This is a genomic window from Serratia ureilytica (genome assembly GCF_017309605.1).
Classification (GTDB): domain Bacteria; phylum Pseudomonadota; class Gammaproteobacteria; order Enterobacterales; family Enterobacteriaceae; genus Serratia; species Serratia ureilytica.
This window is the reverse complement of the sequence record NZ_CP071320.1, coordinates 3,221,931-3,246,342: the sequence shown is the minus strand read 5'-3', so window position 1 is coordinate 3,246,342 and position 24,412 is coordinate 3,221,931. Positions and strand designations below refer to the sequence as shown.

Below are 24,412 nucleotides of genomic sequence, written 5' to 3'. Positions count from 1 at the left end.
CTGCTCAGGCTGTTGTCCTTTTGCATTAAAGCGGCTCCGGCATTATTCCGGAGCCGTTTCGTTTATCAGAATTGGAGAGTTTTGTTCACATGGTGGATTCCCTGACGTTACACCCGGTCGCCCTGGTCAATGGCACCGTCAACTTACCCGGCTCCAAGAGCGTTTCTAACCGCGCTCTGCTGCTGGCGGCGCTGGCGAAAGGAACGACCCGGCTGACCAACCTGCTGGACAGCGACGACGTGCGTCATATGCTGAACGCGCTGCAGACGTTGGGCGTGAACTATCAGCTTTCCGCCGATCGCACCGTGTGCGAAGTGACCGGCGTGGCCGGGCCGCTGGTGGCCGGCCAGCCGCTGGAACTGTTCCTCGGCAACGCCGGGACGGCGATGCGCCCATTGGCGGCGGCGCTGTGCCTCGGCGAAGGCGACGTGGTGTTGACCGGCGAACCGCGCATGAAAGAGCGCCCGATCGGCCATTTGGTGGACGCGTTGCGCCAGGGCGGGGCGCAGATTGATTACCTCGAGCAGACCGATTACCCGCCGATTCGCCTGCGCGGCGGCTTCCAGGGCGGCGACGTCACCGTTGACGGCAGCGTCTCCAGCCAGTTCCTGACCGCGTTGCTGATGACCGCGCCGCTGGCGCCGCAGGATACGCAGATCCACATCAAGGGCGAGCTGGTTTCCAAGCCGTACATCGACATCACGCTGCATCTGATGCGCACCTTCGGCGTATCGGTGAGCCACGACAACTACCGGGTATTCCATATCCAGGGGCGTCAGACGTATCTCGCGCCGGGCGATTACCTGGTTGAGGGCGATGCTTCTTCCGCCTCTTACTTCCTGGCGGCGGCGGCTATCAAAGGCGGCACCGTGCGCGTGACCGGCATCGGCCGCAAAAGCGTGCAGGGCGACACCAAGTTTGCCGACGTGCTGGAGAAAATGGGCGCGCGCATTACCTGGGGCGACGATTTCATCGAATGCAGCCGCGGTGAACTGCGCGGCATCGACATGGACATGAACCACATTCCGGACGCGGCGATGACCATCGCCACCGCAGCGCTGTTCGCCGAGGGGCCGACCACCATTCGCAATATCTACAACTGGCGGGTGAAGGAGACCGACCGTCTGGCGGCGATGGCCACCGAGCTGCGTAAAGTGGGGGCGGAAGTGGACGAAGGCGAAGACTACATTCACGTCGTGCCGCCGGCCAAACTGCAGTTTGCCGAGATTGGCACCTACAACGATCACCGTATGGCGATGTGTTTCTCGCTGGTGGCGCTGTCGGATACTCCGGTCACCATTCTCGATCCGAAATGCACCGCGAAAACCTTCCCGGACTATTTCGAACAGCTGGCGCGCATCAGCCAGCCGGCGTAACCCGTCAAATCGTTTATTTTAAGGCCCCTTTGTGGGCCTTTATCGTTTTTAACCTTTGGCGACCGGCGTTTCTTCTATACTTTTTCGCGGTTGTGCGCTTATTTTCAACAACCGGACAGTTCCAGGGTAACAGATCGCCGTAGGGCAGCGTATAATACGCCACCGTATTTGCCCCTGATTGGGCAGGTGACAGAGAGTGCGGCGCGCGGGCCTTGAGCCGAAGCGCACCGTGTCTCTGTGAGGTTTTCTACCTGAAGGAGAGAGAAATGACGGCTACAGCCCCGGTGATAACCGTTGATGGACCAAGTGGCGCAGGCAAAGGCACGCTGTGTAAAGCGTTGGCCGAGTCCCTTGGTTGGCGTTTGCTGGACTCCGGCGCAATCTATCGCGTGCTGGCGCTGGCGGCGTTGCATCATCAGGTGGATATCACTTCTGAGGAAGCGCTGGTTCCGCTGGCCGCACATCTCGATGTTCGCTTCGTTGCCCAGGACGGCAAGCTGCAAGTGATTTTGGAAGGTGAGGACGTCAGCAATGAGATCCGCACCGAAACCGTCGGCAACACCGCGTCGCAAGCGGCGGCGTTTCCGCGCGTGCGCGAGGCGCTGCTGCGCCGCCAGCGCGCGTTTCGCGAGGCCCCCGGCCTGATTGCCGATGGCCGCGACATGGGCACGGTGGTGTTCCCGGACGCGCCGGTCAAGATTTTCCTCGACGCCAGCTCGGAGGAGCGCGCGCACCGCCGCATGCTGCAGTTGCAGGAAAAGGGCTTTAATGTTAACTTTGAACGTCTTTTAGCCGAGATAAAGGAACGGGACGACCGTGACCGTAATCGGCCTATCGCGCCTCTGGTGCCCGCTTCTGACGCCCTCGTGCTGGATTCTACCAGCATGTCGATTGAAGAAGTGATCCGGCAGGCGTTGACGTATGCACAGAAAGTGTTGGCGTTGCCGCAGCAATAAGCGCGGCGGCGCTATTGGCTTTTTGTCATATTTGTCATAGCGGTATCGCAATATATCGGGTAAAATTTTACCCCTGTAACCTTAAACCCTGTCGGCATGGAGCCAATGGCGGGGTATGTGAAACAACCCCATTCGGCGGGACGCTAAATGGACGTTAAACTAAAGAACCCTGAAGATTAACAACATGACTGAATCTTTCGCTCAACTCTTTGAAGAATCCTTAAAAGAAATCGAAACCCGCCCGGGTTCCATCGTTCGTGGCGTCGTTGTTGCTATCGACAAAGATATCGTACTGGTTGACGCCGGTCTGAAATCTGAGTCTGCCATCCCGGCTGAGCAATTCAAAAACGCCCAGGGCGAGCTGGAAATCCAGGTTGGTGACGAAGTTGACGTTGCTCTGGATGCTGTTGAAGACGGCTTCGGTGAAACCCTGCTGTCCCGTGAGAAAGCTAAGCGTCACGAAGCTTGGATCACGCTGGAAAAAGCCTACGAAGAAGCTGAGACTGTAACCGGTGTTATCAACGGCAAAGTGAAGGGTGGCTTCACCGTCGAGCTGAACGGCATCCGCGCGTTCCTGCCAGGTTCCCTGGTTGACGTGCGTCCGGTACGTGACACTCTGCACCTGGAAGGCAAAGAGCTTGAGTTCAAAGTCATCAAGCTGGATCAGAAGCGCAACAACGTTGTCGTTTCTCGCCGTGCGGTTATCGAATCCGAGAACAGCGCTGAGCGCGATCAACTGCTGGAAAACCTGCAGGAAGGCATGGAAGTTAAAGGTATCGTTAAGAACCTCACTGACTACGGTGCATTCGTTGATCTGGGCGGCGTAGACGGCCTGCTGCACATCACTGACATGGCTTGGAAACGCGTTAAGCATCCAAGCGAAATCGTCAACGTTGGCGATGAAATCACTGTTAAAGTGCTGAAGTTCGACCGCGAGCGTACTCGTGTATCCCTGGGCCTGAAACAGCTGGGCGAAGATCCATGGGTTGCTATCGCGAAACGTTACCCAGAAGGCACCAAGCTGACTGGCCGTGTAACCAACCTGACTGATTACGGCTGCTTCGTGGAAATCGAAGAAGGCGTTGAAGGTCTGGTACACGTTTCTGAAATGGATTGGACCAACAAAAACATCCATCCGTCCAAAGTTGTTAACGTGGGCGACGTAGTGGAAGTGATGGTTCTGGACATCGATGAAGAACGTCGTCGTATCTCCCTGGGCCTGAAGCAGTGCAAATCCAACCCATGGCAGCAGTTCGCAGAGACCCACAACAAGGGCGACCGCGTTGAAGGTAAAATCAAGTCTATCACTGACTTCGGTATCTTCATCGGCCTGGACGGCGGCATCGACGGCCTGGTTCACCTGTCTGACATCTCCTGGAACGTTGCAGGCGAAGAAGCAGTACGTGAATACAAGAAAGGCGACGAAATCGCTGCGGTTGTTCTGCAAGTTGACGCAGAGCGCGAGCGTATCTCCCTGGGCGTGAAGCAACTGGCTGAAGACCCGTTCAATAACTACCTGTCTATGAACAAGAAAGGTGCTATTGTTACTGGTAAAGTCACTGCAGTTGACGCCAAAGGTGCTACAGTTGAATTGGCAGGCGGCGTAGAAGGTTACCTGCGTGCATCTGAAGCCTCTCGCGACCGCATTGAAGATGCAACTCTGGTTCTGAACGTAGGTGACGAAGTTGAAGCTAAATTCACCGGCGTTGACCGTAAGAACCGCGTTGTAAGCCTGTCCGTACGTGCTAAGGACGAAGCTGACGAGAAAGACGCCATCGCAACTGTTAACAACAAACAGGAAGAAGGCAACTTCTCTAACGCAATGGCTGAAGCTTTCAAAGCGGCTAAAGGCGAGTAATGACGGGGGGCGGTCTCTGACCGCCCCGATACGGTAGTTTAGCTGCAAAGCTTGGAGGTACTATGACCAAGTCTGAACTTATTGAAAGACTTGCTGGCCAGCAATCTCATATTCCGGCGAAGGCCGTTGAGGATGCAGTGAAAGAGATGCTTGAGCACATGGCCGCTACGCTGGCCGAGGGCGAACGCATTGAGATCCGCGGATTCGGCAGTTTTTCTCTTCACTACCGTGCCCCGCGTGTAGGTCGCAACCCGAAAACCGGTGACAAAGTTGAGCTGGACGGCAAGTACGTTCCTCACTTCAAACCAGGCAAAGAGTTGCGTGACCGCGCCAATATCTATGGCTAGTCGCTGACTGCTCATAGCGTTGTTGCTTGAAAAGAATATAAAACGGTGCCTGTAAGGCGCCGTTTTTTTTGCCTGCAATTCGCCGCGATATGCTAGCGAGTTGCGTACTGCGCCGCATTTACGATGTGGCTCCTGCATAGATCTCTCTTATCCTGCCATGTTCAGCGCATCTTCGTTAAAGCCCGCTGGCGGCGACGTGTCGCCTGAATGATCCTGCTTGCTTGCCGTGACGCGTCTTTGCTCATGGCGGAGCCGATGGGAGAAAAGCGATCAAAATTTCGCTGGATCTGGCGATATTCGCCGTTATCTGCGGCATCCTGCCGCTATTGGTTTTACCGCAGTTGCCTGAGCAATGGCAGCTGTGGCCGCTTTTGCTTGTTGTCTGTTTACTGCTGCGTACGCGCAGGCCATTCTGCCGTTATTTGGCCTGCCTGGGGTTGGGGTTCGCGTGGGCGGTTTTCAATGCCGGAAGCCTGATAGGGCAAATGGAGCGTTTGAGCCGCGGGCCGGAAGTGACGGCGGTGGTGCAGGTAAGCAGCATCGCGTTGAATCCGGCCGCCAGCAAGCAGACGCTAATGCGTATCGAGCGGATCGATGGCCATTGGCTGGCGCCTGCATTGATGTTTACCACACTATGGGCCCCGGAACAGCAGCGGCTGTGCGCCGGGCAGCGTTGGCAATTGAAACTGCGCTTGCGGCCGGTGCACGGCAAGCTCAATGAAGGGGGCTTCGACAGCCAACGTTGGGCGATCGCACAGCGCCAGCCGTTGACGGGCCTGGTCAGGCAGGCCCGTTTGCTGGATGGCGATTGTAGCCTGCGTCAGCGCATAATCAGCCATGCGGAAACCAACATCGGTGAGCTGCGTTACAAGGCGGTATTGTTGGCGCTGGCGTTTGGGGAGCGAACCGCGCTGGAACAGCCTTTACGCACGCTGATGCTGAAAACCGGCATTGCGCACTTAATGGCCATTTCAGGGCTTCATGTGGCGATGGTCGCCATTTTGTTCTGGGCTGCGCTGCGGGCGCTGCAGTTTTTTCTTCCCTCCCATCTGATTGGCTATCGTTTTCCCCTGGTCGCGGGCTGGGTGGCGACGCTGATCTATGTCTGGTTGGTGGGCGCCCAGCCGCCGGCGGTGCGTACCGTGTTGGCCATGACATTGTGGGTGTTGCTGCGCCTGCGCGGCGTTCATTGTTCTTCCTGGCAGGTGTGGCTATGGTGTATCGGGCTGATTTTGCTGTGCGATCCGCTGGCGGTATTGTCAGACAGTTTCTGGCTATCGGTGCTGGCGGTAGGTTGCCTGATTTTTTGGTTTGAATGGGCGCCGCTCGGTGAGCGATTCCGGTCGGCCTGGTATTGGGCGCCGGTGCGCTGGCTGCATATTCAGCTCGGCATGACGCTGCTGCTGGTGCCGATGCAGGCCGCGCTGTTTCTGGGCCTGACGCTGACCTCGCTACCCGCCAATCTGTGGGCGGTACCTATTGTCTCATTGGTGGCGGTGCCGCTGATTTTGCTGGCGGTGATATTTGGCTTCTTTCCCTCGTTAAGCTACGGGCTATGGTGGCTGGCGGACTTCACGCTGCACTGGGTGTTTGTGCCGCTGCATTACCTGCAACGCGGTTGGGTGGATCTGGGGGCTGCCTCGCTGCTGGCCAGCGCGGCGGGGTGGCTCATCGTCGTCTGTTGGCGCTTTCATTGGTGGCGGCGTTATGCACCGGGGCTGGCGACGGTAGCGATATGCTGTGTGCTGTGGCGGGAAAAAGAGCCGGGATACCGCTGGCGAGTCGATATGCTCGATGTCGGGCACGGCTTGGCGGTGGTCATTGAGCGAAACGGCAAGGGAATACTGTACGATACCGGCGAGCGTTGGCCGGGCGGCAGCGCCGCCGAACGGCATATTTTGCCAATGTTGAACTGGCGGGGGATTGAATTGGAACAGATCATTATCAGCCATGATCATCTCGATCATACCGGTGGCCTGCCGACGGTGCGACGGGCGTTTCCAGGGGCTACGGTACGCAGCCCGATGCGCGGGGAGGGGCACTTGCCCTGCGTCGCCGGTGAGCGCTGGCGCTGGCAAGGGTTGCAATTCGAAGTGCTGTGGCCGCCGAAAACGCGTAAAAAGCCGGGCAATGACGACTCTTGCGTGATCCGTATCGACGACGGGAAACACAGCCTGCTGCTTACCGGTGATGCGGAAAAAAAGGCGGAGGCGCAGCTGCTCCGATTGCGGCGCGATCGCTTGGCGGCGACGGTGTTGCAGGTAGGGCATCATGGCAGCCGAACCTCTTCCACGCCGCCGTTTCTGCGCGCGGTCAATCCTCAGGCGGCATTGGCGTCAGCATCTCGTTACAACAAATGGCGTTTGCCGGCGCGTAAAGTGGTCGCCAGATACCGGGCAAATGGCATTATATGGCGCGATACGACGCGCTCCGGCCAGTTATCGGTACTTTTTTTCGACAACGATTGGCAAATTAAAGGCTTTCGCGAACAATTAATGCCCCGTTGGTACCATCAGCGGTTTGGCGTAGAGGGTGATAATGAGTAAAATAGGCCGCTATTTCTTCCGATGCTGGTATTTGCATGATGAATGATAAAGATCTCTCGACCTGGCAGACATTCCGTCGACTCTGGCCGATGATCACTCCTTTTAAGACCGGGCTGATTGTAGCCGCCATTGCGTTGATTATGAACGCAGCGGGGGACACGCTGATGCTGTCTCTGCTTAAACCGCTATTGGACGATGGGTTTGGAAAAACCGACAGCAGCGTGCTGGTGTGGATGCCGTTGGCCGTCATCGCGCTGATGTTGATGCGCGGCGTAACCAGCTTTGTTTCAAGCTACTGCATTTCCTGGGTTTCCGGCATGGTGGTGATGCAGATGCGCCGCCGCCTGTTTGGCCACATGATGAGAATGCCGGTGGCCTTCTTCGATCAACAGTCCACCGGGACCCTGTTGTCGCGCATTACCTATGATTCCGAACAGGTGGCTTCCTCCTCTTCCAGCGCGCTGGTGACCGTGGTGCGCGAAGGGGCTTCGATCATTGGCCTGTTCATCATGATGTTCTATTACAGCTGGCAGTTGTCGGTGATCCTGATCGTGCTGGCGCCGATCGTCTCCATTGCCATTCGCCTGGTGTCCAAGCGTTTCCGCAACATCAGCAAGAACATGCAGAACACGATGGGGCAGGTGACCACCAGCGCCGAACAGATGCTGAAAGGCCATAAAGAAGTGCTGATCTTCGGCGGCCAGCAGGTGGAAACCGAGCGCTTTAATTCGGTCAGCAACCGCATGCGTCAGCAAGGCATGAAGCTGGTTTCCGCGTCTTCGATTTCCGATCCGATCATTCAGCTGATCGCTTCGCTGGCGCTGGCGTTCGTGCTGTTTGCCGCCAGCTTCCCAAGCGTGATGGAAACCCTGACCGCCGGTACCATTACCGTGGTGTTCTCGTCGATGATTGCGCTGATGCGTCCGCTGAAGTCGCTGACCAACGTCAATGCCCAGTTCCAACGCGGGATGGCGGCGTGCCAGACGCTGTTCTCCATTTTGGATATGGAACAGGAAAAAGATACCGGCACCCGCGAAGTGAAGCGCGCGAAAGGCGATATCGAATTCCGCAATGTCACCTTCTACTACCCGTCCAAGGAAACGCCGGCGCTGCGTGATATCAACCTGAACATCGCCGAAGGCAAGACCGTAGCGCTGGTGGGCCGTTCCGGTTCGGGGAAATCGACCATCGCCAACCTGTTGACGCGTTTCTATGATATCCAGGAAGGCGAAATTCTGATGGATGGCCACGATCTGCGCGAATACACCCTGGCCTCACTGCGTAATCAGGTGGCCCTGGTTTCGCAAAACGTGCACCTGTTCAACGACACCATCGCCAACAATATCGCCTATGCGCGTGAGAGCGAATACAGCCGCGAGCAGATCGAGAAAGCGGCCGAAATGGCGTACGCGATGGACTTCATCAACAAGATGGAAAACGGCCTGGATACGGTGATCGGTGAAAACGGCGTCATGCTGTCCGGCGGCCAACGCCAGCGCATCGCCATCGCGCGCGCGCTGCTGCGTGACTGCCCGATCCTGATCCTGGATGAGGCGACCTCTGCGCTTGATACCGAGTCCGAGCGGGCCATTCAGGCCGCGCTGGACGAACTGCAGAAAGACCGAACTTCACTGGTGATCGCGCACCGTCTGTCGACCATTGAAAAGGCGGACGAGATCCTGGTAGTGGAAGACGGCCGCATCGTCGAACGCGGTGAGCACGCCGAGTTGCTTGAGCGGCAGGGTGCCTATGCGCAGCTGCACCGCATGCAGTTTGGTCAATAATGATTGAGCGCATCTGGTCCGGCGGTTCGCTGCTTTATCTGGCGCTATTGCCGCTCTCGTGGCTGTATGGCCTGTTCAGTTGGCTGATCCGCCTCAGTTACCGCTGCGGCCTGCGTAAAAGTTGGCGTTCGCCGGTGCCGGTCGTGGTGGTGGGTAATCTCACCGCCGGCGGCAACGGCAAAACGCCGATGGTGATCTGGCTGGTGGAGCACCTGCAGCAACGGGGCTACCGTGTTGGGGTGGTGTCGCGCGGCTACGGCGGCAAGTCAGCGGTCTATCCTCTGGTGCTGGGTCAGAATACGTCGACCCGCGAGGCGGGTGATGAGCCGGTGCTGATTTATCAGCGTACCGGGGCGCCCGTGGCGATCGCGCCCAAGCGCACCGAGGCGGTGCAGGCTCTGCTGCAACAACAGCCGCTGGATGTGATCATCACCGACGACGGCTTGCAGCACTATGCTTTACAGCGTGACTTCGAGCTGGTGGTCATCGACGGTGTGCGTCGGTTCGGTAACGGCTGGTGGTTGCCGGCCGGGCCGATGCGCGAGCGCGCTGCGCGGCTTGGCAGTGTCGATGCGCGTGTCGCCAATGGCGGCGTGGCGCAGGCCGGGGAAATTGCCATGCGTCTGCAGGCGCGTGATGCGGTGAACCTGCTGAGCGGTGAACGTCGCCCGGTGGCCGAGCTGCCGCGCGTGGTGGCGATGGCGGGTATCGGCCATCCGCCGCGTTTCTTCGCGACGTTGGAAAAGTTGAACGTTGAAGTCGTGCAGGAAGTGGCGTTTGCCGATCATCAGGAATATCAGCAGGCGCAGCTGGCGGCGTTGGTTAATGTAGATAAAACGCTGTTGATGACGGAGAAGGACGCGGTGAAGTGTCGCGCCTTTGCCCAGCCCAATTGGTGGTATCTACCGGTTGATGCGGTGCTACCGTCCGCTCAGGCTGAGCAACTGCTGCAGGATATCGAGTCCCTGCTGTCTAAGTAATCTCAGGATGCCAGCGTGACAAGCCCCAAGGCTTGCGCGCAGGCTTCCAGCGAGCGCTGCTGGGTTTGCTGATACAGCGCCAGCTCGTCGATCACCTCACTGCCCAACGCTTGTTCAAACGCTGCCCGGCTTGACGCCGCATTGTACTGTGTATGGCGGCTGTCCCCCAGATTCGATTGGAAAATCCCCGCCGCGCTGACCGGCAGAAAATCTTCATATACCAGTGGCTGGAAGCGAACGTGTTCTTTCTCGATCAGTTGCTCCAGGGTGCTGTGCTTATCCAGTGATTCTTTGGCCGCCAGGCCGCATTCGGTAGGGAAATAGCGGAACCAGGCCAGCTGTTGCTCGCGCAGCGTGGCGTAATCATCCGGAAACGCCCGGAAGTTTTCTTCCAGCAGCTGATAATAGCGTTCGGCATTTTTCTCGCTCGGCGGCGCCTGCAGCGCATCGTTGGTGGCCTTCAGCAGGCGGTCGTAGAGTTCTCTTCCTTTAGTCGTCAGCGCCACACCGCGCTGTTCAATCTCGCCGAAGCGCGCGGTATGATGACCGGCGACGACGCGGCCGTCATGCTCGACGAAATCGACGCGTTCTTCCAACGCCTTGAAGCTGGTCTGGCGCAGCAGGATCGCGCGACGGCGACGCGGCGGGCCCTCGATGACCGCCTTGGGCGTAATGCCGCGGGCGGGCATCGCCTGCTGAACGCGATCGATATCCAGCGTGCGCGGTGTCAGATGATTGATATGCGGCCCTTTAAACGCCACCACGTCGGCGATCAGGCGATGCTGATCGTGCAACTGCCGGTATTCTTCGGCGCTGACCGTCGCCTGGTTGTGCCAGCGGAAGGTTTCCAGCGCTTGTTCGACAAATTCTTGCGCCTGCACCTCATTCAGCCCGCCTTGCGCTTCCTGCAGCGCGATCAGTTCCAACGCGCGATCGGTAAAGATGCGGCGGCGCGCCAGCAAGCGCTCAGCCAGCTCACGCAGCGCGGGATCTTCTATCAGTTCCAGGCGCAGCAGGGAGGTAAACACGCGGAACGGACTGATTTGCAGGGCGTCTTCGTGTACGGCGCGAAAGGCGGTCGAGTGCACGGGAACGCCCGCCACCGACAGATCATAGTAACCGACCGGCGCCATGCCCATCACCCGGAACAGACGGCGCAGGGTGGCCAGTTCGTCCGCCGTGCCGACCCGGATCGCGCCGTGGCGCTCCATCGCAAGGCGTTCGATCTCGCCGGTGATTTGCAGTTGATGAGCCAGTGCGGCATCTTCGCGCAGAACCTGTCGGTTGGTTTCCGCCACCAGTTCCAGCAGATCGCCGTACAGCGGTACCTCCTTTTGGTACATGTCCGACATCGCGTGAGAGAATCTGGCGCGGATTTCATTAGGTGAAACGAACTGCTGGGCGGTCATGCGCATAGCTCCTTGATTCAGCATAATCTGAAAAATAGTGTTTTTAGCGGCAAAAGTGCTGGCGAAAAAGCCGTATGCCTTGTTTTCCCCTCAAGTTTAGCCATCTGATTTGGGATTTGTTATAGACGTGGCAAGCATATTAGAGTTTTATGCGTTAGCTCTCATTTGCAGCGCACGGACGGACAAATGATGCCCCGGTGAGGAGGGGAATGCGATGGTTCGGCCGCGGCGAGCGTTAAATTAAGTCATGCATATTCAGAGGGATAAAAATAAATTCGGCGTATTTATGAATTTAATGCAATAAACCCCTTGTGCATTCACCATTTTTATGAGTAAATGCAAGTCGGCCTGTAATCCAGACCTATTTATGTTCGAGTTTAGAGTTAAGCAGTTCCTCCAAAAACGTTATCATCCGATTCCGCTTCAAAGACGAACCTTCTAAGTACCTCCCATAAGTAATGTTTCTGAAATGGCCGCAATTGCCTCTTATGGCAGATTTTGTAAATATATTTAAAGGTAAAAGTAATGTCTAAGAAGACGGGTCAAGTTAAGTGGTTCAACGAAAGCAAAGGTTTTGGTTTCATTGAGCAGCACGATGGCGGCAAAGATGTATTCGTACACTTCTCCGCAATCATGACCGACGGTTTCAAGACCCTGGCTGAAGGCCAGCGCGTCGAGTACACCATCCAGGACAGCCCGCGCGGGCCGGCTGCCGCCAACGTAGTTGCTCTGTAAGAAGACAGGGAACGCGTATAAAGAGATCTTAATACAACCATGGTGACGCTCAGCGCTGAGTCATGCGGAAGATATTAAGTTCAACAAGCCCGCCTTAGTGCGGGTTTTTTAATTTTTTGCTCACGAGAGGTTTGTTACGAAAAACTTTAGGATGGGCTGGTAGCGTCCAGACAATATAAAAAATGACGTTGTCAAGGATGCTCAAGTAAAAGGATATAAGTTATGTTTAAAAATACTGTGTTAAAAATGGGCCGTGTGAAATGGTTTAATCAGGCCGAAGGCTATGGTTTTATTTCACCGGTAGATGGCAGCGACGAAATCTATGTCAATCGCAACGCTATCGCCAACACCAAAAATAAGTCGTTGAACGAAGGTCAGAACGTTGAGTTCTCGATCTATCGCAGCTCGCATGGGCTGTCCGCGGCAGACGTTATCGCGTTCTGATCGCATCCTCCTTCCTCGCCAGTGCCGGTGTCGCCACCCGCAAGCACTGGCGAAGATAAATCCCGCGATATCCACTATTATCAGGCCATTGCCTACTCGCCACGGATATCAGGATGACCACCCCGACCCTTTCCCTTACCGCCGCTCGCGCGCTGCACCTTGCCGCCCAGGGGCTGCTTTCTCCGCTTAAACGCCAGGCTCGGCCCGATGATGTCGTGAGTGCGATCCAGCGCATGGGGCTGTTACAAATCGATACCATTAGCGTCGTTGCTCGCAGCCCGTATCTGGTGCTGTTCAGCCGTTTGGGAGCCTATCAGCCGGAGTGGCTTGAACAGGCGCTCGCCGGCCGCAAGCTGTTCGAGTATTGGGCGCACGAGGCCTGTTTCCTGCCGATCGAAGATTTTGGTCTGCTGCGCCACCGCATGCTGGCGCCGCATGATATGGGCTGGAAATACTCCGCCGACTGGGTGCAGCAGCACCAGGCCGCGATGGACAGCTTGCTGTGGCACATCGAACAACAGGGGCCGGTGCGCTCCGCGGATTTCAGCGCCGAGAAGAAGGGCAACAGCGGGTGGTGGGACTGGAAACCAGAGAAACGGCATCTGGAGATCCTGTTTACCGCCGGCAAGCTGATGGTGGCCGAACGTCGCAATTTCCACCGGGTTTACGATCTGACCGAAAGGCTGCTGCCGGCCTGGGACGATGCGCGGCATGCGCTGCCCGTGGAACAGGCGCGCCGGCAGATGCTGTGCCGCACCTGCCGCTATCTGGGCATTTTCCGCGCCGAGTGGTTGGCGGACTACTATCGGCTGAAGCGCGTGGCGCCAAAAGCCTTGCTGGCAGCGCTGCAGGAGCAGGGCGAGATTATGCCGGTGCGGGTCGAGGGGCTGGAAGGGCCGTTTTATGTGCATGAATCACTGGCGGAACTGCTGCCGCTGGCGGAGCAGGGCAAACTCAAATCGACGGTCACCAGCCTGTTGTCGCCTTTTGATCCGGTGGTGTGGGATCGTCGTCGGGCGCTGGAGCTGTTCAACTTTGACTATCGGCTGGAGTGTTACACGCCGAAAGAAAAACGCCGCTACGGTTACTTCACGTTGCCAGTGCTGCATCGAGGCGACCTGGTGGGGCGGATTGATGCCAAGGCTCACCGACGCCAGGGCATCTTCGAGATCATCAGTTTCCATGCGGAGCCGCAGGTGCGCTTCGGCAAACAGCGAACGCAGGATATCCGGCAAGCCATCGCGCGCACGGCTCATTGGCACGGCGCGCAACGCGTTGCGCTGGGCGACATTCCGGCGGCGTTGGCCGCTGAATGGGGAGCCGGCTGGGAAGTGGGATAACGAGCGACGCCGTCGGTGGGGTAAAACGAAGTTAAGCGCCGCTCGTTACAAAGGGGGCTCAGTGGCTGAAGTTAGCGAACAGAGCGATGATTTTATGCAGACGTTTGATCACGTATTACGGTCTTTTTTGTGATTTTAATCACAAAATTCTACGCCGTGTGGCGCCGCAGTTCAAGCCATTGCGCGGGCGCCATGAGGAAATATCGGCGGCTTGGCGCCGCCGATGATTAACCTGAGGCCGGGCGTTATGCTATCCTCACAGCCTTCCCAGATGACCTATCCCCTTGCGGAGGATGCATGGACCACCGTTTACTCGAAATCGTTGCCTGCCCGGTATGCAACGGCAAACTCTATTTCAATAAAGAAAACCAGGAGCTGGTGTGCAAAGCGGACGGGTTGGCTTACCCGCTGCGCGACGGCATTCCGGTGCTGTTGGAAAATGAAGCGCGTGCGCTGTCGCTGGACGAGAAGCACGCATGAGTTTTATCGCTATTATTCCCGCCCGCTACGCCTCAACCCGTTTGCCGGGCAAACCGCTGGCCGATATTCACGGCAAGCCGATGGTGGTGCACGTGATGGAACGCGCCCGTGAGTCCGGCGCCAGCCGGGTCATCGTGGCGACCGATCACCCTGAAGTCGCCAAAGCGGTAGAAGCCGCCGGCGGCGAAGTGTGCATGACCAGCCCGGATCACCATTCCGGCACCGAGCGTTTGGCGGAAGTGATCGCGCACTACGGCTTTGCCGACGACCAGATCATCGTTAACGTGCAGGGCGATGAGCCGCTGATCCCACCCGTTATCGTGCGGCAGGTGGCGGAAAACCTGGCGGGCAGCCAGGCCGGCATGGCGACGTTGGCGGTGCCGATCGACAGCGCCGAAGAGGCATTCAACCCCAATGCGGTGAAGGTCGTGATGGACGCGCAGGGCTACGCGCTCTACTTCTCGCGCGCCACCATTCCCTGGGATCGCGAGCGTTTCGCCGCATCGAAGGAGAGCATCGGCGACAGCCTGCTGCGCCACATCGGCATCTATGCGTACCGCGCCGGTTTCGTGCGCCGCTACGTCAGCTGGGCGCCGAGCCAGCTGGAGCAGATCGAGCTGTTGGAACAGCTGCGCGTGCTGTGGTACGGTGAAAAAATCCACGTGGCGGTCGCGAAAGCGGTCCCGAGCGTGGGGGTCGATACGCCGGAAGATCTCCAGCGCGTGCGCGACAGCATTCAACCCTGAGCCTGATTTCGTCGGCGCGGCGCGCAACGCGCCGACGATGCAATACCTCCCATTATTGATCCCCGTTTTGTTGATCTGCGTTGAAGAATTTTTCCGCTCACCGTTCGATGATGTTACGCATACCCCCTTATTAGCCTGAGGTGAATGCCTTATGGAGCAGTTACGCGCCGAACTGAGCATCGTGCTGGGTGAGTCCGTCAGCCGGCTGGAGCGGGTGAGCGAGCAGCCTTATGCGCACATGTATTCACTGTACGATCGCCAGGGCAACGCTATCCCGCTGATGGCGAAAAGTTTTATCTGCCAGGGCATCGCCCAGCAGGAGGCGTACAAGCTGTCGATGCTGGCGCGCGACGGGGATATCCGCCTGCCCACGGTGTACGGCGTGGTATGCACCCACCAGGCGCCGTATACGGAAATCCTGCTGATCGAGCGTCTGCGCGGCGTGTCGGCCGAAGCGCCAACGCGTTCGCCGGATCGCTGGAACATGTTAATGGAGCAGATCGTTGACGGGATGTTGGCCTGGCACCGCATCGACAGCCATGGCAGCGTCGGCACCGTTGACAGTACGCAGGAGAATGACTGGTTTTGCTGGTATCAACAGCGGGTCGAAGTGCTGTGGGTGACGGTGGTCAATCTCACTACCCCGCAGCTGACCATGGCAGATCGGCGTTTGCTGTATCGCACGCGCGAAGCGCTGACCCATTTCTTCGTCGGTTTCGACGATCCCTGCGTCCTGGTGCACGGTAACCTGTCGCTGCGCAGCATGTTGAAAGATCCCAAAAGCGATCAGCTGTTGGCGATGCTTAATCCCGGTGTGGTGCTGTGGGCGCCGCGCGAATACGATCTTTTCCGCCTCTGTGAAGCGGGCATGCCCAGCCAACTGTTGTTCAGCTATCTGCAGCGGGCGCCGGTCGCCGACGCTTTCCTGGCGCGGCGCTGGCTGTACGTGGTGTGGGAAGCGGTAGGGCGTTTGATCCATACCGGCAAGCTGGAGCGGCAGCTGTTCGACTATGCGTCGCAACAGCTGCTGCCCTGGCTGGCCGGTTGAACGGGGCCTTACTCGGCGCCGGCGCTATCCGCGCCTTTCAGCCGCTGCCACAGACTGCCCAGCGTTTCATACCAGGCGCGCTCGGTATGGCCGAGGAACATGGACGACGGCGTGGCGCGATCCCAGATATTCAGCGGCGAGTCGATCGCCAATTGGTTGGCCGGGGCCGGGATCGGGTGCAGGCCCTTAGCCTCGAAGAAACGCATGGCGCGCGGCAGATGGTTGGCGGAAGTCACCAGAAGGAAGGGGTGTTCGCCGACCAACTTGGCTACCTGAGCGGCTTCTTCCTCGGTATCGCGCGGTTCCCCCAGGATCACCATGTCGCTGCGCGGCACGCCCAGGCTTTCCGCTACCAGCGCTGCCGTGGCGGCGTTGCTCTGCATGCGTCCGCCGGGCGCGCCGGTAAACACCATCCTGGCGCCAGGGTGCGCCAGATAGAGCCGCACGCCCTCCGTCACGCGCGGCAGACTGTTGCCGAGCAGGTTCGAGCTGGGTGCCCAGTCGGGATTGTAGGTATAGCCTCCGCCCAACACCACGATGTAGCTGACCGCATCGTTGCCGCGATATGTCTGGTATTCGGCTTCGATCGGCCGCAGCAGGCGGTCGGCCACCGGTTGCAGGCTGAAAAGCAGTAAAAACAGCCAGCTCAGCGTGAAAATCGTCTTACCGCTTTTTTGCCAGCGGGTGAACCACAGCAGCAGCAGCGCCAGCCCCATCAGCAGCATCAACAGCGGCAGCGGCATCAGCAGAGCACCAAAGAACTTTTTCAGGTTGAACAGCATCGAAAATCAGATCCTTTTGAGTGAAAAAACGGCATCCAGGCATAAACAGGCCGCAAGAAGATACATTCTAAGCCAGTCTGTGCCAAAATAGCAGGTTTGAATGGGCGTGCGCTTTGCCGCCGACAAGACTGAGATCAGCGGAGCCGTTGTCCATGCAGGATCGTAATTTTGACGATATTGCTGAAAAATTTGCGCGTAATATTTACGGCACCACGAAAGGAAAAATCCGCCAGGCGGTGGTTTGGCAGGATCTGACCGGGCTGCTGGCCCAGTTGCCGCAGCGGCCGCTGCGCATCCTTGATGCCGGGGGCGGTGAAGGCCATATGGCTTGCCAACTGGCAGAATTAGGACATCAGGTGTTGTTGTGCGATCTTTCTGGTGAGATGATCCAGCGCGCCGCGCAGCTGGCGGAGCAGAAAGGTGTGAGCCAGAACATGCAATTCGTACAAAGTTCTGCGCAGGATATCGCTCAACATTTGGAACAGCCGGTTGATCTGATATTGTTTCATGCAGTGCTTGAATGGATCGCTGAACCCGTGGCGGCGCTGCAGGCGTTGTGCGATTGTCTGACGCCGGGCGGCGCGCTGTCGCTGATGTTCTTCAACGCCAACGGTCTCTTGATGCGTAACGTGGTGTTGGGTAACTTCCAATTGGTGGATCCCGAGGTCAGACGGCGCCGCAAGCGTTCGCTGTCGCCGCAATATCCGCACGATCCGCTATTGGTCTACGGCTGGCTGGAACAGCTGGGCATGCGCATCAGCGGCAAAACCGGCGTGCGGGTGTTCCACGACTATCTGCAGAGCAGACAGCTGCAAACCCAAAAATTTGAAGAGTTACTGGCGCTTGAACAGCACTATTGCCGGCAGGAGCCGTACGTGAGTTTGGGGCGCTATATTCACGTCATGGCGCATAAACCAAACCTGAAGGACGAACTATGAGTGAATTTTCCCAGACAGTACCCGAACTGGTCGCCTGGGCACGGAAAAATGATTTCTCTATTTCGCTCCCTACGGAGCGTCTCGCATTTCTGCTCGCTATCGCCACCCTGAATGGCGAACGGCTGGACGGCGAGATGAGCGAAGGTGAGCTGGTTGATGCATTTCGCCATGTCAGCAAGGGTTTTGAACAGACGCATGAAACGGTGGCGATGCGCGCCAACAATGCGATCAACGACATGGTGCGCCAGCGCCTGTTGAACCGCTTTACCAGCGAACTGGCGGACGGTAACGCGATTTACCGCCTGACGCCGCTGGGTATCGGCATTACCGATTACTATATTCGCCAACGCGAATTCTCCACGCTGCGTCTGTCGATGCAGCTGTCGATCGTGGCGCAGGAACTCAAACGCGCCGCCGATGCCGCCGACGAGGGCGGCGACGATTTCCATTGGCACCGCAACGTGTTCGCGCCGTTGAAATATTCGGTGGCGGAAATCTTCGACAGCATCGACATGACGCAACGCGTGATGGACGAGCAGCAGCAGAGCGTGAAAAATGACATCGCGGCGCTGCTGAGCAAAGACTGGCGGGCGGCGATCTCCAGCTGCGAAATGCTGCTGTCGGAAACCTCAGGCACCCTGCGCGAACTGCAGGATACGCTGGATGCGGCGGGCGACAAGCTGCAGGCCAATCTGCTGCGCATCCAGGACGCAACCCTCGGCAACGTGGAGCTCGGCTTCGTCGACAAGCTGGTGTTCGATCTGCAGAGCAAGCTGGATCGCATCATCAGCTGGGGCCAGCAGGCGATCGACCTGTGGATCGGCTACGATCGTCACGTGCACAAATTTATCCGTACCGCTATCGATATGGATAAAAACCGCGTGTTCGCCCAACGCCTGCGCCAGTCGGTGCAAACCTATTTCGACCACCCGTGGGCGCTGACTCATGCCAATGCCGATCGTCTGCTGGACATGCGCGACGAAGAACTGGCGCTGCGCAGCGAGGAAGTGACCGGGGAACTGCCGCCGGATCTGGAGTTCGAAGAGTTCAGCGAGATTCGCGAACAGCTGGCAGCGATGATCGAAGAGGCGTTGAAGGTGTACCAGGAACAGCAGATGCCGCTCAACCTTGCAGCGGTGATGCGCGATTACCTGGCGCAATATCCGCGTGCGCGTCATTTCGACGTGGCACGTTTAGTGGTCGACCAGGCAGTGCGCCTCGGTGTGGCTGAAGCAGATTTCTCAGGGTTGCCGGCGGAATGGCAGGCAATCAATGATTACGGAGCCAAGGTCCAGGCCCATGTCATCGACAAATATTGAACAAGTAATGCCAGTCAAGCTGGCCAAAGCGTTGTCCAACTCGCTGTTCCCGGCGCTGGACAGCCAACTGCGCGCGGGTCGTCACATCGGTATCGATGAGCTGGACAACCACGCCTTTTTAATGGATTTCCAGGATGAGCTGGAAGAGTTTTACAACCGTTACAGCGTCGAGCTGATTCGGGCGCCGGAAGGTTTCTTCTATTTGCGCCCGCGCTCCACCACGCTGATCCCGCGTTCGGTGCTGTCCGAGCTGGATATGATGGTCGGCAAGATCTTGTGTTACCTGTATCTCAGCCCCGAGCGCCTGGCGCACGAAGGCATTTTCAGCCATCAGGAGCTGTACGATGAACTGCTGAGCCTGGCGGATGAGAACAAGCTGCTCAAGTTCGTCAACCAGCGCTCTACCGGTTCGGATCTCGATCGGCAGAAGCTGCACGAGAAGGTGCGCACCTCGCTGAACCGCCTGCGCCGCCTCGGCATGGTCTATTTCATGGGCAATGACAGCAGCAAGTTCCGCATTACCGAGGCGGTGTTCCGCTTCGGCGCCGACGTGCGCAGCGGCGACGATCCGCGTGAAGCGCAGCTGCGCATGATTCGCGACGGCGAGGCGATGCCGGTTGAAACCAGCCTGTCGCTTAACGATGAGAATGACGCTGAGGATCAGCAGGTTGATAACGCTCCTGACGGTGCAGAGGATGAACAGGAATGATTGAACGCGGTAAATTTCGCTCGCTGACGCTGGTTAACTGGAACGGCTTCTTTGCCCGCACCTTTGATCTCGATGAGCTGGTGACCACGCTGTCCGGCGGGAACGGGGCGGGGAAATCCACCACCATGGCGGCCTTCGTCACTGCACTGATCCCCGATCTGACGCTGCTGCACTTCCGTAACACCACCGAAGCGGGTGCCACCAGCGGTTCGCGCGACAAGGGCCTGCACGGCAAGCTGCGCGCCGGCGTATGTTACTCCACCCTCGACGTCGTCAACTCGCGCCACCAGCGCGTGGTGGTTGGCGTGCGTCTGCAGCAGGTGGCGGGACGCGATCGCAAGGTCGATATCAAACCTTTCACCATCCAGGGCCTGCCGACCGCGGTACAGCCGACTGAATTGCTGACCCAGACCGTGGGTGAGCGCCAGGCGCGCGTGCTGTCGCTGCAAGAGTTGAAAGAGCGCGTGGAAGAGATGGAAGGCGTGCAGTTCAAGCAGTTCAACTCGATCACCGATTACCACTCGCTGATGTTCGATCTGGGCGTGATCCCAAAACGCCTGCGTTCGTCCGCCGATCGCAGCAAATTCTATCGTCTGATTGAAGCGTCGCTGTACGGCGGCATCTCCAGCGCCATCACCCGCTCGCTGCGCGACTACCTGTTGCCGGAAAACAGCGGCGTGCGCAAGGCGTTCCAGGACATGGAAGCGGCGCTGCGCGAAAACCGCATGACGCTGGAAGCGATCCGCGTTACCCAGTCGGATCGCGACCTGTTCAAGCATTTGATCTCCGAGGCCACCTCCTATGTGGCGGCGGACTATATGCGCCACGCCAACGAACGCCGCATCCACCTGGACGGGGCGCTGGCGCTGCGCAGCGATCTGTTGGGCAGCCGCAAGCAGCTGGCCGCCGAACAGTATCGCCATGTGGAAATGGCGCGTGAGCTGAGCGAGCAGAGCGGCGCCGAATCCGATCTGGAAACCGATTACCAGGCCGCCAGCGACCACCTGAACCTGGTGCAGACGGCGATGCGTCAGCAGGAGAAGATCGAACGCTATGAAGCCGATCTGGAAGAGCTGACCTACCGCCTGGAAGAGCAGAACGAAGTGGTGGCCGAGGCGAGCGAGCAGCAGGCCGAGAACGAAGCGCGCGCCGAAGCGGCCGAGCTGGAAGTGGACGAGCTGAAGAGCCAGCTGGCCGACTACCAGCAGGCGCTTGACGTGCAGCAGACCCGCGCCATTCAGTACCAACAGGCGCTGCAGGCGTTGGAGCGCGCGCGCGCGCTGTGCCAACTGCCGGACCTGACCGCCGACAACGCTGAACAGTGGCTGGACACCTTCCAGGCTCGCGAGCAGGAGGCGACCGAAGCGCTGCTGATGCTGGAGCAGAAGCTGAGCGTGGCCGACGCCGCGCACGGCCAGTTCGAGCAGGCCTATCAGCTGGTGGGTAAAATCGCCGGCCAGGTCAGCCGCAGCGAAGCCTGGCAGTGTGCGCGCGAATTGCTGCGCGACTGGCCTTCGCAGCAACACCTCGCCGAGTGCGTTCAGCCGCTGCGACTGCGCCTGAGCGAACTGGAACAGCGCCTGCGCTCGCAGCAGGACGCCGAGCGCCTGCTGCAAGAATTTTGCAAACGCCATGGTCAGGAGTACCAGCCGGACGATCTCGACATGCTGCAGCAGGAGCTGGAAGAGCGCCTGGAAGCGCTGTCGCAGAACGTCAGCGAAGCCGGCGAACGCCGCATGGAGATGCGCCAGGAGCTGGAGCAGATCCAGCAGCGCATCCGTGAACTGACGGCGCGCGCGCCGGTGTGGCTGGCGGCGCAGGACGCCCTGAGCCAGCTCAGCGATCAGAGCGGAGAGCCGCTGGAAAACAGCCAGCAGGTGACCGAATACATGCAGCAGCTGCTGGAGCGCGAGCGTGAAACCACCGTCGAGCGCGACGAAGTGGCGGCCCGCAAGCGCGAAGTGGAAGCGCAGATCGAACGTCTCAGCCAGCCGGGCGGCGCGGAAGATCAACGCCTGGTCACCTTGGCCGAACGTTTCGGCGGCGTGTTGCTGTCGGAAATTTACGATGACGTCACCATCGACGACGCGCCTTACTTCTCGGCGCTGTACGGCCCTTCGCGCCACGCCATCGTGGTGCCGGATCTGTCGCTGGTGCGCGAGATGCTGGAAGGGCTGGAAGATTGCCCGGAAGATCTTTACCTGATCGAAGGGGATCCGCAGTCGTTCGATGACAGCGTATTCGCCGTCGAAGAGCAGGACAAAGCGGTGGTGGTGAAGATCGCCGATCGCCAGTGGCGTTATTCCCGCTACCCGGAAGTGCCGTTGTTCGGCCGCGCGGCGCGCGAAAACCGTCTGGAAGTGCTGCATGCCGAGCGTGAAACGCTGGCGGAGCGCTATGCCACGCTGTCGTTCGACGTGCAGAAAACCCAGCGTTCGCATCAGGCCTTCAGCCGCTTTATCGGCACCCATCTGGCGGTGGCGTTCGACGCTGACCCGGAAGCGGAGATCCGCAATCTGAACGCCCGTCGCGGCGAGATCGAGCGTGCGCTGAACAATCACGAAGCGCAGAATCAGCAGCAGCGCCAGCAGTACGATCAGGCCAAAGAGGGCATTTCCGCGCTCAACCGCCTGATGCCGCTGGTGTCGGTGCTGAACGATGAAACGCTGCAGGACCGCGTCGACGAGATCCGTGAAGAGCTGGAAGAAGCGCAGGACGCCGCGCGCCACATTCAACAGCACGGGGTGTCGCTGACCAAACTGGAGCCGCTGCTGTCGGTGCTGCAGAGCGATCCGCAGCAGCATGAACAGCTGCAGCAGGACTACGCGCAGGCGCAAAGCGTGCAGCGTCAGGCCAAACAGCAGGCGTTCGCGTTGACAGAAGTGGTGCAGCGTCGCGCGCACTTCAGCTATACCGACTCCGCCGGCATGCAGAATGCCAACAACGATCTCAACGACAAGCTGCGCCAGCGTCTGGAACAGGCGGAAGCCGAACGCGCCCGCGCCCGTGAGCAGCTGCGTCAATATCAAACCCAGTTCACCCAATACAGTCAGGTGCTGGCCTCGCTGAAAAGCTCGTATGACGCCAAGCGCGACATGCTGAAAGAGCTGAGCCAGGAGCTGGTGGATATCGGTGTGCAGGCCGACGCCAACGCGGAAGCGCGCGCGCGTCAGCGCCGCGACGAGCTGCATGCGGCGCTGAGCAACAACCGCGCTCGCCGCAATCAGTTGGAGAAACAGCTGACCTTCTGCGAAGCCGAAATGGATGGCCTGCAGAAGAAACTGCGCAAGCTGGAACGCGACTACCATCAGCTGCGCGAGCAGGTGGTGACCGCCAAGGCGGGCTGGTGCGCGGTGATGCGTCTGGTGAAAGACAACGGCGTGGAACGCCGCCTGCACCGCCGCGAGCTGGCGTATATGGATGGCGACGAGCTGCGCTCGATGTCGGATAAGGCGCTCGGCGCGCTGCGTCTGGCGGTGGCGGACAACGAACACCTGCGCGACGTGCTGCGTCTGTCGGAAGATCCGAAGCGGCCGGAGCGTAAGATTCAGTTCTATATTGCGGTGTACCAACACCTGCGCGAACGTATCCGCCAGGACATCATCCGTACCGATGATCCGGTCGAGGCCATCGAGCAGATGGAGATTGAGCTGGGCCGTCTGACCGAAGAACTGACCGCGCGCGAGCAGAAGCTGGCGATCAGTTCGAAAAGCGTGGCCAACATCATTCGCAAAACCATTCAGCGCGAGCAGAACCGCATTCGCATGCTGAACCAGGGGTTGCAGGCCGTTGCTTTCGGCCAGGTGAAGAGCGTCCGTCTGAACGTCAACGTGCGCGAAGCGCACGCCACCCTGCTGGACGTGCTCTCCGAGCAACAGGAACAGCATCAGGATCTGTTCAACAGCAACCGCCTGACCTTCTCCGAAGCGTTGGCCAAGCTGTATCAGCGTCTGAATCCGCAGATCGATATGGGGCAGCGCACGCCGCAGACGATCGGTGAGGAGTTGCTGGACTACCGCAACTACCTGGAGATGGAAGTGGAAGTGTACCGTGGCTCCGACGGCTGGCTGCGTGCGGAAAGCGGCGCCTTGTCTACCGGTGAAGCCATCGGTACCGGGATGTCAATTCTGGTGATGGTGGTGCAGAGCTGGGAAGAAGAATCCCGCCGCCTGCGCGGTAAAGACATCTCGCCATGTCGCTTGCTGTTCCTCGATGAAGCGGCGCGTCTGGATGCCAAATCGATCGCCACGCTGTTCGAGTTATGTGACCGTCTGGAGATGCAGCTGATTATCGCGGCGCCGGAAAACATCAGTCCTGAGAAGGGCACCACCTATAAACTGGTGCGTAAGGTGTTCCAGAACCACGAGCATGTGCACGTGGTGGGGCTGCGCGGTTTCGCCAGCGAGCCGCCGGCGCTGGGCACTGCGCCGGTCGAAACGCCGTAACGCAGAAAAACGCCCTAAAAATCTGAAAATAGCCGCCGCAGGGTGGCTATTTTTTTGTGCGCGTGGATGATAGTCCTGCTTTTTTATCCGTTGAAAAGCGGTTAGTTTAATCAGATAAACAGTAATTCGACGTCCGCAGGGCGAAACGGCCTTTCTGTTTGTATACTGAA

The 24,412-nt window shown here is 58.7% G+C and carries 19 protein-coding genes; 17 read left to right on the top strand and 2 right to left on the bottom strand.

The features are described 5' to 3' along the window. The first annotated feature begins 89 nt into the window (after nucleotides 1-89). From aroA to lpxK, 7 genes are all read left to right on the top strand, one after another. Nucleotides 90-1,376, top strand: a complete 1,287-nt coding sequence (gene aroA / locus J0X03_RS15250; protein WP_142109628.1) for a 3-phosphoshikimate 1-carboxyvinyltransferase — start codon at nucleotides 90-92, stop codon at nucleotides 1,374-1,376. Nucleotides 1,377-1,642: 266 nt separating this feature from the next. Then, complete coding sequence (gene cmk, locus J0X03_RS15245; protein WP_004928270.1) at nucleotides 1,643-2,332, top strand: (d)CMP kinase; 690 nt, start codon at nucleotides 1,643-1,645, stop codon at nucleotides 2,330-2,332. A gap of 184 nt (nucleotides 2,333-2,516) precedes the next feature. Next, complete coding sequence (rpsA, locus tag J0X03_RS15240; RefSeq protein WP_004928267.1) at nucleotides 2,517-4,190, top strand: 30S ribosomal protein S1; 1,674 nt, start codon at nucleotides 2,517-2,519, stop codon at nucleotides 4,188-4,190. Between the two features lie 62 nt (nucleotides 4,191-4,252). Beyond that, complete coding sequence (ihfB, locus tag J0X03_RS15235; RefSeq protein ID WP_004928264.1) at nucleotides 4,253-4,537, top strand: integration host factor subunit beta; 285 nt, start codon at nucleotides 4,253-4,255, stop codon at nucleotides 4,535-4,537. Nucleotides 4,538-4,851: 314 nt separating this feature from the next. After that, nucleotides 4,852-7,083 carry a ComEC family protein gene (locus J0X03_RS15230; RefSeq protein ID WP_408987891.1) on the top strand — a complete coding sequence of 744 codons (2,232 nt, stop codon included), beginning with the start codon at nucleotides 4,852-4,854 and terminating at the stop codon, nucleotides 7,081-7,083. Between the two features lie 35 nt (nucleotides 7,084-7,118). After that, a complete protein-coding gene (gene msbA, locus J0X03_RS15225; protein WP_033642563.1) occupies nucleotides 7,119-8,867 on the top strand; it encodes a lipid A ABC transporter ATP-binding protein/permease MsbA in 1,749 nt (582 codons plus the stop codon). After that, a complete protein-coding gene (gene lpxK / locus J0X03_RS15220) occupies nucleotides 8,867-9,847 on the top strand; it encodes a tetraacyldisaccharide 4'-kinase (RefSeq protein WP_160204151.1) in 981 nt (326 codons plus the stop codon). Before msbA ends, lpxK begins: the two co-directional genes overlap by 1 nt. 2 nt (nucleotides 9,848-9,849) lie before the next feature. On the opposite strand, the gene hglS is transcribed toward lpxK, so the two are convergent. Further along, nucleotides 9,850-11,256 carry a 2-oxoadipate dioxygenase/decarboxylase HglS gene (gene hglS, locus J0X03_RS15215; protein WP_033642565.1) on the bottom strand — a complete coding sequence of 469 codons (1,407 nt, stop codon included), beginning with the start codon at nucleotides 11,254-11,256 and terminating at the stop codon, nucleotides 9,850-9,852. Nucleotides 11,257-11,781: 525 nt separating this feature from the next. Here hglS and cspE point away from each other — a divergent pair. From cspE to J0X03_RS15185, 6 genes are all read left to right on the top strand, one after another. Next, nucleotides 11,782-11,991, top strand: coding sequence for a transcription antiterminator/RNA stability regulator CspE (cspE, locus tag J0X03_RS15210; RefSeq protein ID WP_004928244.1), 210 nt, complete (start codon nucleotides 11,782-11,784; stop codon nucleotides 11,989-11,991). A 222-nt stretch (nucleotides 11,992-12,213) separates the two neighbouring features. Next, the gene (locus J0X03_RS15205) at nucleotides 12,214-12,435 is read left to right on the top strand and encodes a cold-shock protein (protein WP_004928241.1); all 222 of its coding nucleotides are present in this window, start codon (nucleotides 12,214-12,216) and stop codon (nucleotides 12,433-12,435) included. Between the two features lie 113 nt (nucleotides 12,436-12,548). Beyond that, on the top strand, nucleotides 12,549-13,775 hold the full coding sequence (locus J0X03_RS15200) for a winged helix-turn-helix domain-containing protein (protein WP_160204152.1): 1,227 nt from the start codon (nucleotides 12,549-12,551) through the stop codon (nucleotides 13,773-13,775). A gap of 297 nt (nucleotides 13,776-14,072) precedes the next feature. Continuing rightward, the gene (locus tag J0X03_RS15195) at nucleotides 14,073-14,255 is read left to right on the top strand and encodes a Trm112 family protein (protein WP_004928237.1); all 183 of its coding nucleotides are present in this window, start codon (nucleotides 14,073-14,075) and stop codon (nucleotides 14,253-14,255) included. Next, on the top strand, nucleotides 14,252-15,001 hold the full coding sequence (gene kdsB / locus J0X03_RS15190; RefSeq protein WP_033642567.1) for a 3-deoxy-manno-octulosonate cytidylyltransferase: 750 nt from the start codon (nucleotides 14,252-14,254) through the stop codon (nucleotides 14,999-15,001). Before J0X03_RS15195 ends, kdsB begins: the two co-directional genes overlap by 4 nt. Nucleotides 15,002-15,152: 151 nt before the next feature. Further along, complete coding sequence (locus J0X03_RS15185) at nucleotides 15,153-16,049, top strand: YcbJ family phosphotransferase (protein WP_160204153.1); 897 nt, start codon at nucleotides 15,153-15,155, stop codon at nucleotides 16,047-16,049. Between the two features lie 8 nt (nucleotides 16,050-16,057). Here the strand turns inward: J0X03_RS15185 and elyC are convergent, their stop codons facing one another. Then, nucleotides 16,058-16,831: an envelope biogenesis factor ElyC gene (gene elyC, locus J0X03_RS15180; protein ID WP_042784114.1), complete on the bottom strand. Its 774-nt coding sequence runs from the start codon at nucleotides 16,829-16,831 to the stop codon at nucleotides 16,058-16,060. A 152-nt stretch (nucleotides 16,832-16,983) separates the two neighbouring features. Here elyC and cmoM point away from each other — a divergent pair, with 152 nt between their 5' ends. From cmoM to mukB, 4 genes are read left to right on the top strand one after another with little or no spacing between them, the layout of a single operon-like run. Further along, nucleotides 16,984-17,769: a tRNA uridine 5-oxyacetic acid(34) methyltransferase CmoM gene (gene cmoM / locus J0X03_RS15175; protein WP_033642570.1), complete on the top strand. Its 786-nt coding sequence runs from the start codon at nucleotides 16,984-16,986 to the stop codon at nucleotides 17,767-17,769. Beyond that, on the top strand, nucleotides 17,766-19,088 hold the full coding sequence (gene mukF / locus J0X03_RS15170) for a chromosome partition protein MukF (protein WP_004928228.1): 1,323 nt from the start codon (nucleotides 17,766-17,768) through the stop codon (nucleotides 19,086-19,088). Before cmoM ends, mukF begins: the two co-directional genes overlap by 4 nt. Then, nucleotides 19,069-19,797 carry a chromosome partition protein MukE gene (gene mukE, locus J0X03_RS15165; RefSeq protein WP_004928226.1) on the top strand — a complete coding sequence of 243 codons (729 nt, stop codon included), beginning with the start codon at nucleotides 19,069-19,071 and terminating at the stop codon, nucleotides 19,795-19,797. The genes mukF and mukE overlap by 20 nt, the downstream gene beginning before the upstream one ends. Continuing rightward, nucleotides 19,794-24,242 carry a chromosome partition protein MukB gene (mukB, locus tag J0X03_RS15160; RefSeq protein WP_160204154.1) on the top strand — a complete coding sequence of 1,483 codons (4,449 nt, stop codon included), beginning with the start codon at nucleotides 19,794-19,796 and terminating at the stop codon, nucleotides 24,240-24,242. Before mukE ends, mukB begins: the two co-directional genes overlap by 4 nt. Nucleotides 24,243-24,412 lie beyond the last annotated feature (170 nt).